This is a genomic window from Cupriavidus sp. MP-37, from assembly GCF_020618415.1.
Classification (GTDB): Bacteria; Pseudomonadota; Gammaproteobacteria; order Burkholderiales; family Burkholderiaceae; genus Cupriavidus.
Genome location: NZ_CP085344.1, coordinates 3,507,577 through 3,520,285 on the forward strand (window position 1 = coordinate 3,507,577; position 12,709 = coordinate 3,520,285).

The following is a 12,709-nucleotide window of genomic DNA, read 5'->3' on the forward strand; positions in this document are numbered from 1 at the left end:
GGATACCGCCGGCGGCCGCAAGGGACGCCCTCAAAAGACCGCTTACGTTCAGTTCCCCCGGCCGAGCCCGCGCCAGCGCGACGAACTCGCGCAGGTTGTGCGCCGGCAGCCGCGCATCGACCACCAGCACGTTGGGCGAGGTCGCCACCAGCGTGACCGGTGCCAGCTGGCGGAACGGGTCATAGTTGAGGTTGCGCGACAGCGTCGGCGCGGTCACCAGCGGGCCGTTGATGGTGAACAGCAGCGTGTAGCCGTCCGGCGCGGCACGCGCGACCATGCCGGTGCCGATGTTGCCGCCGGCGCCGGGGCGGTTTTCCACCACCACCGGCTGGCCCAGCGCGGCGGCCAGCTTTTCGGTCAGGATGCGCGCGATCAGGTCGGGCGACGAGCCCGGCGGGAACGGCACCACCATGCGCAGCGGCCGCGCCGGCCACGGTTGGGCGAAAGCGCTGGTGGAAGCGCTGGCGGTAGCGCCGGCGGCGCAGGCGGCAGCGAGCGCGATCAGCGCTTGGCGTCGTGTGGACATGCGAGGCGAAGGCTCAGGAATATGGGGAAATCGCGGTCGGTCATTCGTCGCGCGCGTCGCGCTGCAGCAGCTGCGCCACCGCGTCGGCGGCGCTGAGTCCGTCGAACAGCACCGCACAGACGGCGCGCGCGATCGGCATCTCGATGCCATACGTGGCGGCCAGCTCGGCTACCGCCCGCGCGCAGCGCACGCCTTCGGCGACGTGCCCCAGCCCGGCCAGGACCTGCTCCAGGTTCTGCCCCGCCGCCAGTTGCTGGCCGACCTTGCGGTTGCGCGACAGGTCGCCGGTAGCGGTCAGGATCAGGTCGCCGACGCCGGCCAGGCCCATGAAGGTCTCGGCCCGGCCGCCCAGTGCCAGCCCCAGCCGCGTCATCTCGGCCAGCCCGCGCGTCACCAGCGCGGCGCGGGCGTTCAGCCCCAGGCCCAGCCCGTCGCTGGCGCCGGTGGCGATCGCCAGCACATTCTTGACCGCCCCGCCGACTTCCACGCCGGTCAGGTCGTCGCTGCCATAGATGCGCATGGCGTGGTGGTGGAAAGCCGCCTGCGCGCGGTCCGCCAGCGAGGGCTCGGTGCCCGCCACGGTCAGCGCGCACGGCAGCCCCATGGCCACCTCGCGGGCAAAGCTGGGGCCGGTCAGCACGCCATAGGCAAAGCCCCCGGTGCGCCCGGCGGCGTCCAGCTCGGCGCGCACCATCTGGTGCGGCAGCAGGTGGGTGCCGGCCTCGAAGCCCTTGCACAGCCACAGCATCGACACCGGCTTGGCGCCGCGCGCGGCCAGCCGGCGCGTCATCTCGCGCAGGCCCGCCACCGGCGTCGCCACCACCACGATGCCGTCCGCATCGTCGGCAGCGTGCGCCACCGCCCGATCGAAATCCGCCTGCACCGCCAGCCGCTCGGACAGCGCCACGCCGGGCAGGTAGGCGGCGTTCTCGTGCGTGGCGGCGATCGCCGCGAGCTGCGCCGGATCGCGTCCCCACAACACCACGTCATTGGTGGCCGCGGCATGGCTGGCAAGGGCAGTGCCCCACGCCCCGGCACCCAGGAAGGTCAGTTTCATGGCAGCTCGAACAGTGGTTGGCGCAAGCGCTTGGGCCGCTTGCGCCAACGATGGTAGCCCAAAGGCAAAACGGGGCCGCAGCCCCGTTTCAGTGGATGGCGCAGGACGCCGGGATCAGTGGCGAGCCTGGCTGCCGTCGGGCATCACGATGCCGCTGTTGCCGCCTTCGGCACCCTGGGCTTCTTCCATCGCGGCCTGCAGGCGTTGCTCATACAGCGCCTGGAAGTTGATTTCCGACAGGTGGATGGCCTGGAAGCCGGCGCGCGTGATCACGTCGGCGATATTGCCGCGCAGGTACGGGTAGAGGATGGTGGGGCAGGCAATGCCCAGCAGCGGATCCAGCTGCTCGACCGGCACATTGCGGATATCGAAGATACCGGCCTGGTGCGCTTCGACCAGGAAGGCAACCTTGTCCTGCACCTTGGTCGTCACGGTACCGGTCACCACCACTTCGAAGATGCCTTCCTGCAGCTGCGAAGCGCCGACGTTGACCTGCACTTCCACCGACGGGGCTTCCGATTCCAGGAAGATGGCCGGCGAGTTGGGCTGCTCCAGCGACATGTCCTTCAGGTAGACGCGCTGGATATTGAAGAAAGGTTGATCGTCCTGCTGGGTGTTTTGCTGGTCGCTCATGAAAGGCTTCCGGGAGGATGGGCTGGATGCGTGTCGGGTACGGCGGCGGCAGCGCCTGCATGGCGCAGGGCCGGCCGGTGCCCGGTTGGAAAACGCATATGGTACATGACGCGGGTGGCGAATTCACCCGCGCCGGGAGGGTGCCGGGACCAGCCCGCGCGAAATCAGACGATTCTGCGCAAGGGCCGTCCCGATGCGCCGGCTCAGGCGGCCAGCAGCGGCACCAGGCCGCCCTGGCGGTCGAGCGCCGAGAGGTCGTCGAAGCCGCCCACGTGGGTGTCGTCGATGTAGATCTGCGGCACGGTGCGGCGGCCGGTGCGGCTCATCATCTCTTCACGCTTGCCCGGTTCGCGGTCGATCAGGATCTTCTCGATCGTTTCCACGCCGCGGGACTTGAGCAGGCGTTCAGCCATCTGGCAATACGGGCACACCACGGTGCTGTACATGACGACGCGGGCCATGCGGGGTCTCCTTGAATGCAATGGGCGCGCCCCGGCCTGGCCGGGACACGCCGTGACGGATGCGACGGGTTGCCGCGCTTACTTCACCAGCGGCAGGCCTGCCTGCTGCCAGGCGGCAATGCCGCCCTCGAGCGCGTAGATCTCACTGTAACCGGCTTCTTTCAGCGCTGCCTGGGCCTTGCCCGAGCGCTGGCCGGTCTGGCATACCACGATGATGGGGGCAGCCTTGTCCTTTGCAAGCCCGGCCGCGCGCGAGGCCAGCTCGGCCAGCGGCGCGCTCTTGGCTTGCGGCAGGTGGCCCTTGGCATACTCCGCGGGCTCGCGGATGTCGACCACGACGGCGCCGCGCTTGTTGATCAGCTGGGTCGCGGTGGCCGTATTGACCGACTTGCCGCCCGCGCTGCGCGAGATCGCGGGCCAGGCCAGCAGGCCGCCCGACACCACGGCAAGGGCGATCAGGGCGAGGTTGTTGTAGTCGGCAAAGAAATTCACGTTGGCTTTCCGGTAGGTTGGGTCGGCGGCATTATAAAATACGCGGTTTGGCGTCCAGGCCCTGCCGTTGCACGGCCATCCCGCCATTGTCGCCTGTCTGAGACATTGGGGCCACGCGTGCGTCCCCATCAACCTGCTCCAGGTGACGGCGCGGACGCATGCAGGTTACCTACTCTCTGGAAGCAGCAGCATGTACAAGCTCGTCCTCATCCGCCACGGCGAATCCACGTGGAACCTCGAAAACCGCTTTACCGGCTGGGTCGACGTCGACCTGACAGAAACCGGCGCCGAGCAGGCGCGCCAGGCCGGCAAGCTGCTCAAGGAGGCTGGCATGGGCTTCGACGTGGCCTACACCTCGGTGCTCAAGCGCGCCATCCGCACGCTGTGGCACGTGCAGGATGAAATGGACCTGATGTGGATTCCGGTGCGCAACGAATGGCGCCTGAACGAGCGCCACTACGGCGCCCTGGCCGGCCTGAACAAGGCCGAGACCGCGGCCAAGTTCGGCGACGAGCAGGTGCTGGTATGGCGCCGCAGCTACGACACGCCGCCGCCGGCGCTGGAGCCGACCGATCCGCGCGCCTCGTACGACGATCCGCGCTACGCCAACGTGCCGCGCAACGAGATCCCGCTGACCGAGTGCCTGAAGGACACCGTGGCCCGCGTGATGCCGCTGTGGAACGAATCCATCGCCCCCGACATCCAATCCGGCAAGCGCGTGGTCATTGCCGCCCACGGCAACAGCATCCGCGCGCTGGTGAAATACCTGGACCAGATTTCGGATGACGACATCGTCGGCCTCAATATTCCCAACGGCACCCCGCTCGTCTACGAGCTGGACGCCGACCTGCGCCCCCTGCGCCACTACTACCTGGGTGACCAGGAAGCCATCGCCGCCTCGCTGGCGGCCGTGGCCAGCCAGGGCAAGGCACGCTGACAGGCGCCCCGGCGGCCGCGCAGCGATGTGCGGCCGCCCACCCTGAGCCGGGACGGGACCGGCCCGATTCTCCACTCGCACTTATACTGTCGGACAAACCGCCCGGCGCCGGGCGGCCGCAGCCGGCATAATCCCCATACCGTACACCCGTACTTCGCGTACAAGTTCAGGCAGCCCTCATGCGCAAGACGCTCAAGAACATCAGCCTAGTTTCGGTCGGCCTCGTCGCCGGCGTGCTCGCCACGCTGCAGATTTCGGCGACTGCGCAGAATTCATCGGGACCCCTGCCGCTGGACCAGTTGCGGCTGATGGCCGATATCTTCGGGCAGATCAAGCGCGAGTACGTGGAGCCGGTCGATGACAAGAAGCTGCTGACCGAAGCCATCAAGGGCATGGTCGCCAGCCTCGACCCGCATTCGTCCTACCTCGACGAGAAGGATTTCAAGGAACTGCAGGAAGGCACGCGCGGGCGCTTCGCCGGCCTGGGCATCGAGATCTCGCAGGAAGAAGGCCTGGTCAAGGTGATCAACCCGATCGAGGACACTCCCGCCTTCCGCGCCGGCATCCAGCCCGGCGACCTGATCACCCGTATCGACGACAAGCCCGTGCGCGGCCTGCCGCTGGAGCAGGCGGTCAAGCGCATGCGCGGCGAGCCGGGCACCAAGGTCACGCTGACGATCTACCGCAAGAGCGAGGAACGCACCTTCCCGGTCTCGATCACGCGCGCCGAAATCCGCGTGCAGTCGGTCAAGGCCAAGATGCTGGACAACAATATCGGCTGGATCCGCCTGACCAGCTTCCAGGAACGCACCATTTCCGACCTGGCGCGCAAGCTGACCGAACTGGCGCAGAAGAACCCCAACATGAAGGGCCTGGTGCTGGACCTGCGCAACAACGGCGGCGGCGTGCTGCAGGGCGCGGTCGGCGTGGCCGCGGCCTTCCTGCCGGAAGACGCGACGGTGGTGTCGACCAACGGCCAGGTGCCCGACGCCAAGCGCGTGTACAAGGCTTCGTACAACAACTACCGCCTGTCGTCGCTGGAAGAGGATCCGCTCAAGGACCTGCCGGCGCTCTACAAGAAGATCCCGATGGTGGTGCTGACCAACGCCTACTCGGCCTCGGCCTCCGAGATCGTGGCCGGCGCGCTGCAGGACCACCACCGCGCCCAGATCATGGGCAAGACCACCTTTGGCAAGGGCTCGGTGCAGACCGTGCGCCCGCTCACCAACGACACCGGCATCAAGCTGACCATCGCGTACTACTACACGCCGAGCGGCAAGTCGATCCAGGCCAAGGGCATCCGCCCGGATATCCCGGTCGACCAGAACCCCGAAGGCGATCCGGACGACGCGCTGATCACGCGCGAGATCGACACCGAGCGCCACCTGCACAACAAGCAGGAATCGGAAGAACCGGAAATGACCGAGCGCGAGCAGCGCCGCGTCGAGGAACTGCGCCGCCTGGAAGAAGAGAACGCGAAAAAGACCCCGGAAGAGCGCGAAAAAGAGCGCCGCAAGAAGCCGGTGGAATTCGGCTCGGCCGACGACTTCATGCTGCAGCAGGCCATCGCCCAGCTCAACGGGCAGCCGGTCAAGCGCTCCAAGTCCAAGCTCGAAGCGAATCCGCCTGCCGACAACGGCAAGGCGGCGAAGCCGTCGGGCAAGAGCGGCGCCAAGGGCGCCAGCGCACCGGCCGCCAAGCCGGCGGCACCGGCCCCCGGCAAGCAGCCGCCGGCCAGCGCGCCGATCGGCGAGCCGCTGGGTACGCCGACCGGCAAGGCGCCTTGAGACGCTTGCAGCTTTAGACAGGCCGCCTGTTTGCTCCCCTCTCCCGCGTGCGGGAGAGGGGCAGGGGGTGAGGGCAGGCGCGTCAAAGGCTGACGCCAGTGGGGCTAAAACCGTTGGCCCTGCTTGATGGGGCTCCTCGCTAAACCACCCCTCACCCCGGCCCTCTCCCCATGAGGGGAGAGGGAGAACACCTTGCTTAGGCTAGTTCGGGCGGCTTTGGAGCCCCCCCAAACCATCCTCCTCTTCGCACTCGCGGAAGGATCCCATCATGAGTGACGACGGCCTCGACGACGAACAACTGCTGCGCTATTCGCGCCACATCCTGCTCGACGAGCTGGGCATCGAAGGCCAGCGGCGCCTGCTGGCCGGCCATGCCGTGGTGATCGGCGCCGGCGGCCTCGGCGCAGCGGCCCTGCCCTTCCTGGCCTCGGCCGGCGTCGGCCGCATCACCGTGGTCGACAACGACGAGGTCGACCTGACCAACCTGCAGCGCCAGATCATCCACACCACCGCCAACGTGGGCAGGCCCAAGGTCGAATCCGCCCGCGAAGGCATGCTGCGCATCAACCCCGGCCTGGACATCGTCACGGTGCCGGCGCGCGTCGGCGATGCCGAACTGGACCAGCTGGTAGTGTCGGCCAGCGTGGTACTGGACTGCTGCGACAACTTCGCCACGCGCCAGGCCGTCAACCGCGCCTGCGTGCGCCACAAGGTTCCGCTGGTATCCGGCGCCGCGCTGCGCTTCGACGGCCAGATCAGCGTATTCGACCGCCGCCAGCCCGACGCGCCCTGCTACGCCTGCCTGTTCCCGCCGGCCGAACCCGCACCGGAAGTCGCCTGCGCCACCATGGGCGTATTCGCGCCGCTGGTCGGCATGGTCGGCACCGTGCAGGCAGCCGAGGCCCTCAAGCTGCTCGCCGGCGTGGGCGACAGCCTCGCCGGCCGGCTGCTGATGGTCAATGCGCTGTCGATGGAATGGACCACGATGCGGCTGGCGCGTACGCCGGACTGCCCGGTTTGCGGCGGGCACTGAGCCCGGCAATTCCCCGCTGAACCTTGCGGCCGGCGCTGACAGGCGCCGGCATGGCCGCGACAACTCTCCCGCTTCGCCTCCCCACCTCTCCCATATCCCCTTGCCCGCAAGATCCTCGTGACTCGGGCAGGCGCGGCCGATGCATGCGCAGAATTTTCCGCTGCCCGGCATTAACGCACGGCTCTAGAATATGGCAGATATTTTTTGACATATTTGTCACTTGTTGTACGGGGACGATGGTTGGCTCCCCTGCGAAAATCATGACGCACCGCCTTCTTGCCATCACGTTGGCCGCATGCATGGCCGCGGCATTTTTCGACACCGGCCACGCAAAAACGCCAGGAAATATCCTGATGGGTAAATCAGGATGGAAGACGCACTGCTTCGGGCGCTACCTGCTCGACTTGCCGCCCAATGCAAAAGTCAGTGCCACTTACCAGCTGTGGGGCGCCGAAATCGAGCGCTTACCAGATGTCAATGCCACATCGCTGCAAGGCAAAGTGGAGAAACGAGCCATTGCATTGCAGTCAGAGCGCCATGACACGGCAGGGAGCATGCTGGTGCGCCGTATCGATCATGGAAATAGCTCGACAAGCCTGCTTTCATGGAGCAGCCCACGGCGGACCATTCTGATGTATGAGGAAGCCTATCTGGCAACTACCAACCCATGGCAAGCGTTCAAGTACAGCGGGGATATTTCGGCGAGCAAGCAAGCCATGGCGGTCGCCTTCCTGGACACGCTCGCCACCAACATCCGCTCCCGCGCCGACAACGAAATCCCCACCGGCCCCGGCTTCTGCATCGACAAAGGCTTTATCGCCGGCAACGATTACCGTTCCGAAAGCGTGCAGGTCGGCATCACGCTGCCGCAGCACCCCAATGCCTTCATCAGTTTCGATGCCAGTACCGGCGCTGAGGAGGACCGGCTGCTTGAACGCGTGGACAAGTTTTTTGCGGCAGCCGTCGCCGGCCCGTTCGCCGGCCTGAAGGTATTGCGCAAGCGCGAACGCGATGTCGGCGCCATTCCAGCCCAAGAGTATGCGACCGCGGCGACGGGCAATGGCCAGCGTGTTTATGTTTTCGCCTGGGAGTCCCAGGGAAAGAACAAATCCTTGACCGAGCAAAATGTATCGGCGGGCCTGCGCGTGCTCGAACAATCGGTGGTCAGTCCGCAGACGCCGTATCAGCCGGCATTCCAGTCAGATGATGAGGCGCTGCAGCTGTGGGATGCCATCATCGAGTCCATTCGGCTACGACCCGGCGCAGTGTAGGGCCCTTCCAAGCGAAACCGCGGCCAGTCCCAATGATTCTCCGCCATCTAACCAGGTACTGGGGTATTGCAGCAGCAGCCGTTTTCACGCTTGTGTTACCTGTCTCAATAGCTGACGCACAAACCGCAGCGATACATCCCATCATCAGCAAGGAAGGTTGGAGCACTCATTGTTTTGGTCGTTACCTAGTGGACCTTCCTCCGCAAGCCGTCGTACGCACATCCTACAAAATCTGGGGCGACGAAATCGCGCCGATGCCAGGACAAACTCCAGGCGCCCTTCGGTCAATGATCGACCGTAGAGAGAAGGAACTGAGGGCAGCGCGTCACGAGACGCAGGGCTCCATGCTGGTTAGTAGAACGACGGTCGGCGACGGCTCGGAAGTCCTATTGTCATGGTCATTGCCGTACAGCAAAGTCATGCTGCGCAACGATACGTACCTCGTTGCAGCGGATCCGTGGCGCGCTTTTCAATATGGAGGCGATGTCTCCCCGGGTAGAGAACAGATAGCCCTTCGACACTCGAAAACCTTGGCCACCAACATCCGCTCCCGCGCCGACAACGAAATCCCCACCGGCCCCGGCTTCTGTATCGACAAAGGCTTTATCGCCGGCAACGATTACCGTTCCGAAAGCGTGCAGGTCGGCATCACGCTGCCGCAGCACCCCAATGCCCACATCAGTTTTGACGCCAGTACCGGCGCTGAAGAAGACCGGTTGCTTGAACGCGTCGACAAGTTTCTTGCTACAGCCGTCGCGGGCCCGTTCGCCGGCCTGAAGCCGTTGCGCAAGCGCGAACGCAATGTCGGGGCCATTCCAGCCGAAGAGTATGCGACCGCCGCGACGGGCGATGGTCAGCGCGTTTATGTATTCGCCTGGGAATCCCAGGGGAAAAACAAGTCCTTGTCCGAGCAAAACGTGTCCGCTGGCCTGCGCGTGCTCGGGCAGCCGGTAGTCAGTCCGCAGACACCGTATCAGCCGGCATTCCAGTCAGATGATGAAGCGCTGCAGCTATGGGATGCCATCATCGAGTCCATTCGGCTCCGACCCGGCGCGGTCTAGCGCCGACCCGCTATTCCTCTTGCCGCGCCGTGTGCGCCAGCAGCCAGTCCGTCACGGCATCGCGGTCGCCGCGGAAGACGATGCGCGCGGCGCGCTGGCCGCGCTGGAAGTCATACATGGGGTCGTAGTAGTCGCGCAGCAGCACTTCGATCCAGCCGCGGTGCAGCGCTACCTCGCCGCATTCCGCCTGGCGCCCCAGCGCCTGGTCCAGCAGCGCCGCCAGCTTGCCGTAGCGTGCGCCGCCGAGCCGGGGCGCGATCGCGGCCATCGCTTCGCGCAGGCGGGTGGCGTAGGCGTCGAAGCCTTCGGCGCTGCCCCTGGAGTCGATGAATTCCGCCGCCAGGCCCTGCACGTAGTCGCGCAGCACGCGCTCGACGCGGGCGTCGAACGGCGCTTCCAGCCAGACCAGCGGGCTGGCCTGCATGCGCTGCGACAGGGCCTGCGGCACGTCGCGGCTGCCGATGAAACGGCCCTCGTCTTCCACCACCAGTGCACGCCAGCCGGCGTCGAGATGCCGCAGCACGTCGATGGCGAGGGCGTTTTCGAAATCGATCTGCGGCGGCTGCGGCAGCGCGCGGCGGCCGAATGCCGAGCCGCGGTGGCGGGCATGGCCTTCCAGGTCGATCGACGCGGGCACGTCGGCCAGCACATCGGTCTTGCCGCTGCCGGTCAGCCCGCCCACCACGAACCATGGCTGCGTTGCCGCCGCGGTATCGATGGTTTCGATCAGGTAGCCGCGCATGGCCTTGTAGCCGCCGGTCACGCGCGGATAGTCGACACCGGCATCGCGCAGCCACTGCTGCACCAGCTGCGAACGCAAGCCGCCGCGGAAGCAATACAGGTAGCCGTCCGGATGCGCGCGCGCAAACTCCGCCCAGGCCGCAATGCGCGCCGCCTTGCGCTCGCCGGACACCAGCTGGTGGCCGAGTTCGATCGCCGCCTGCTGGCCCTTCTGCGCATAGCACAGGCCGACCTCGTGGCGCTCGGCGTCGTCCATCAGCGGCAGGTTGACCGCACCGGGGAAGGCCCCGCGCGCGAACTCCAGCGGCGCGCGCACGTCCAGCATGGCGACGCCACTCAGAAATAGTTTGCGGAAGTCGGCGGTATCGGCGCGCATCAGCGGATCTCTACGGCCAGCGCGGCGCGGGCCACCATTTCGCCGATCGGCGACAAGGCCAGTCCCAGGCGCTGGCATTCGGCAAGGAACGCGGCTTCGCCGGCAGGCTCCACCGCTACCAGCAGGCCGCCGCTGGTCTGCGGATCGCACAGCAGCGCGCGTTGCGCCTCGGTGAGCGGTGCGATGCGGTGCCCGTAGCTGTCGAAGTTGCGCTGGGTGCCGCCCGGCACGCAGCCCTGGTCGATGTAGTCGATCACGTCATCCAGCACCGGCACCGCGGCATGGTCGATGCGCGCGGTCAGGCCGCTGCCGTCGGCCATTTCAACCAGGTGGCCTAGCAATCCGAAACCGGTGACATCCGTCATCGCGCGCACGCCGGGCAAGCGCCCGAAGGCGCTGCCGGGCTTGTTGAGCACGCACATCCAGTCGCGTGCCAGATGGCGGTTGTCGGCGCGCAGCAAGCCCTTCTTCTCGGCCGTGGTCAGCACGCCGATGCCTAGCGGCTTGGTCAGGTAAAGCCGGCAGCCGGGCGTGGCGGTGTCGTTGCGCTTCATGTGTGCGCGCTCGACCAGGCCCGTCACCGCCAGGCCGAAGATGGGCTCGGGCGCGTCGATCGAATGGCCGCCCGCCAGCGGAATGCCGGCGTCGTCACAGGCGCGGCGCCCGCCCGCCACCACTTCGCGCGCCACCTCGGGCGGCAGCACGTTCACCGGCCAGCCCAGGATGGCGATGGCCATCAGCGGGTCACCGCCCATGGCGTAGATGTCGCTGATCGCGTTGGTCGCGGCAATGCGCCCGAAGTCGAATGGATCGTCGACGATGGGCATGAAGAAATCGGTGGTGGAAACCACCCCGCGCTGGCCCTCGGCGCCATCCAGCGCATACACCGCGGCGTCGTCGCGCGAGGCATTGCCGACCCACAGGCGCGGGTCCAGGTGCTGCGCGCCGCTGCCGGCCAGGATCACGTCGAGCACCTTGGGCGAAATCTTGCAGCCGCAGCCGGCACCGTGGCTGTATTGGGTCAGGCGGATCGGAGGGGTCATGAGAGCGGGCTCCGCGCGGCGCGCCGGCGGGTCAGGAGCCTTGGCCCCGCCGGCGACGCCTGGATGAAGAGAGGAATTGGAATGAGAAGGGTTACTGCCTGCAGGCGAGCAACCAGGCGGTGCCGATCGGCACCGCGCGCTGGGGCGGGCCGCCCATCGGAGCGGCCTCGCCGAAGGCGGCGGCTTATTGCTCGCCCGGCTCCATCTGCGACTGCAGGTAATTCTGCAGCCCGACCTTATCGATCAGGTCCAGCTGCGTTTCCAGGTATTCGATATGTTCCTCGGTATCGGTGAGGATATCGACCAGAATTTCGCGGCTGACGTAATCGCCGACCGATTCGCAGTAGGCAATGCCTTCCTTGACGGTGGTGTGCGCGGTCTGTTCCAGCTTCAGGTCGCACTTGAGCATCTCGGGCGTGTCTTCGCCGAGCAGCAGCTTGTGCAGGTCCTGCAGGTTGGGCAGGCCGTCCAGCATCAGGATGCGCTCGATCAGGCGGTCGGCGTGCTTCATCTCGCCGATCGATTCCTTGTACTCCACATCGCCGAGCTTCTTCAGGCCCCAGTGGCGATACATGCGGGCGTGCAGGAAATACTGGTTGATCGCGGTCAGCTCGTTCTTGAGCTGGGCGTTCAGATGCTGGATGACCTTCTTGTCACCTTTCATTGGCGGCTCCTGTTGCATCGGGCCCGCGCAAAAATACGAAACGGCGCCAATGGCGCCGTGCAGTCAGAAATAAGGAATGCGCAAAAACGCGCCGTGAACTGAAGCTTCAGTTCATGGGCGCGTTCAGGCCACCAGCGCCTTGCGCTGGTCGTTCGCGACTGCCGGGTCCCGAGTGTCCATTATGGTACATGGGCCCGAAGCGGAACAGGAAGAAATCTCCACAACCTGGATGCTGGCGAGGGTCGCCACCGTGACATTGCGTACCGCTGCGACACCTTCCTGCAACACCTGCTGAGCGCACTCGCGGCAACGGCCGCAGCACGTGCCGACGCCGAGCGTTTCAGCCAGTTCGTCGAGGGTTTCGACGCCCAGGTGCGCGGCACCGTGAATCTCACGATCGGTGATCTGGTTGCAGATGCAGACGTACACAAGTCCCTCCGTTGGGGCGCGGGACACCGGCATGTCCCTGCGAATGAACGTCAGAATATCAGAGATCAATAATGATAACAATTCCCATTAAGCCACATCGAGACAGGTCGGCAACACGTCACTGGACGCAAAAAGAAGGCGGCTGGCGCAGCACATTTCCGCTTCGGGAAGTGCCGCGCCAGCCGCCTTTTTGCCTCG

Annotated in this window: 13 protein-coding genes and 2 pseudogenes; 6 read left to right on the top strand and 9 right to left on the bottom strand. The window is 66.1% G+C overall.

Annotated elements, in window-relative coordinates; translation table 11 throughout:
- Window positions 1-46: 46 nt before the first annotated feature.
- The 5 genes and pseudogenes from LIN44_RS16170 to LIN44_RS16190 all read right to left on the bottom strand — a co-directional run.
- Window positions 47-526 (bottom strand): annotated as a pseudogene (locus LIN44_RS16170) (Bug family tripartite tricarboxylate transporter substrate binding protein); the annotation flags it as partial.
- A 40-nt stretch (window positions 527-566) separates the two neighbouring features.
- Window positions 567-1,583 (bottom strand): NAD(P)H-dependent glycerol-3-phosphate dehydrogenase, encoded by a 1,017-nt coding sequence (locus LIN44_RS16175; protein ID WP_227312936.1) that lies wholly within the window; start codon window positions 1,581-1,583, stop codon window positions 567-569.
- A 114-nt stretch (window positions 1,584-1,697) separates the two neighbouring features.
- On the bottom strand, window positions 1,698-2,216 hold the full coding sequence (gene secB / locus LIN44_RS16180) for a protein-export chaperone SecB (RefSeq protein WP_012351616.1): 519 nt from the start codon (window positions 2,214-2,216) through the stop codon (window positions 1,698-1,700).
- Window positions 2,217-2,419: 203 nt separating this feature from the next.
- Window positions 2,420-2,677: a glutaredoxin 3 gene (gene grxC, locus LIN44_RS16185; protein ID WP_092307461.1), complete on the bottom strand. Its 258-nt coding sequence runs from the start codon at window positions 2,675-2,677 to the stop codon at window positions 2,420-2,422.
- 78 nt (window positions 2,678-2,755) lie between these two features.
- Window positions 2,756-3,169, bottom strand: a complete 414-nt coding sequence (locus tag LIN44_RS16190) for a rhodanese-like domain-containing protein (RefSeq protein ID WP_227312937.1) — start codon at window positions 3,167-3,169, stop codon at window positions 2,756-2,758.
- 190 nt (window positions 3,170-3,359) lie between these two features.
- On the opposite strand from LIN44_RS16190, the gene gpmA reads away from it, so the two are divergent.
- The 6 genes and pseudogenes from gpmA to LIN44_RS27570 all read left to right on the top strand — a co-directional run bounded on the left by gpmA (window position 3,360) and on the right by LIN44_RS27570 (window position 9,258).
- Window positions 3,360-4,106 (top strand): 2,3-diphosphoglycerate-dependent phosphoglycerate mutase, encoded by a 747-nt coding sequence (gene gpmA / locus LIN44_RS16195; protein ID WP_227312938.1) that lies wholly within the window; start codon window positions 3,360-3,362, stop codon window positions 4,104-4,106.
- A gap of 179 nt (window positions 4,107-4,285) precedes the next feature.
- The gene (locus LIN44_RS16200) at window positions 4,286-5,893 is read left to right on the top strand and encodes a S41 family peptidase (RefSeq protein WP_227312939.1); all 1,608 of its coding nucleotides are present in this window, start codon (window positions 4,286-4,288) and stop codon (window positions 5,891-5,893) included.
- 268 nt (window positions 5,894-6,161) lie between these two features.
- Window positions 6,162-6,926: a molybdopterin-synthase adenylyltransferase MoeB gene (locus LIN44_RS16205; protein ID WP_227312940.1), complete on the top strand. Its 765-nt coding sequence runs from the start codon at window positions 6,162-6,164 to the stop codon at window positions 6,924-6,926.
- 260 nt (window positions 6,927-7,186) lie between these two features.
- A complete protein-coding gene (locus LIN44_RS16210) occupies window positions 7,187-8,197 on the top strand; it encodes a T6SS immunity protein Tli4 family protein (RefSeq protein ID WP_227312941.1) in 1,011 nt (336 codons plus the stop codon).
- Between the two features lie 32 nt (window positions 8,198-8,229).
- Window positions 8,230-8,502: pseudogene (locus LIN44_RS27565) on the top strand (hypothetical protein); the annotation flags it as partial.
- Between the two features lie 114 nt (window positions 8,503-8,616).
- Window positions 8,617-9,258 carry a T6SS immunity protein Tli4 family protein gene (locus LIN44_RS27570; protein ID WP_255638348.1) on the top strand — a complete coding sequence of 214 codons (642 nt, stop codon included), beginning with the start codon at window positions 8,617-8,619 and terminating at the stop codon, window positions 9,256-9,258.
- 10 nt (window positions 9,259-9,268) lie between these two features.
- Here the strand turns inward: LIN44_RS27570 and mnmH are convergent, their stop codons facing one another.
- The 4 genes from mnmH to LIN44_RS16235 form a co-directional block, all read right to left on the bottom strand.
- Entirely contained in the window at window positions 9,269-10,375 is a 1,107-nt protein-coding gene (mnmH, locus tag LIN44_RS16220; RefSeq protein WP_227312943.1) for a tRNA 2-selenouridine(34) synthase MnmH, read from the bottom strand.
- Complete coding sequence (gene selD, locus LIN44_RS16225) at window positions 10,375-11,418, bottom strand: selenide, water dikinase SelD (RefSeq protein ID WP_227312944.1); 1,044 nt, start codon at window positions 11,416-11,418, stop codon at window positions 10,375-10,377. The genes mnmH and selD overlap by 1 nt, the downstream gene beginning before the upstream one ends.
- A 184-nt stretch (window positions 11,419-11,602) precedes the next feature.
- The gene (gene bfr / locus LIN44_RS16230) at window positions 11,603-12,082 is read right to left on the bottom strand and encodes a bacterioferritin (protein WP_078195143.1); all 480 of its coding nucleotides are present in this window, start codon (window positions 12,080-12,082) and stop codon (window positions 11,603-11,605) included.
- Between the two features lie 123 nt (window positions 12,083-12,205).
- Window positions 12,206-12,511: a bacterioferritin-associated ferredoxin gene (locus tag LIN44_RS16235; RefSeq protein WP_026164535.1), complete on the bottom strand. Its 306-nt coding sequence runs from the start codon at window positions 12,509-12,511 to the stop codon at window positions 12,206-12,208.
- Window positions 12,512-12,709 lie beyond the last annotated feature (198 nt).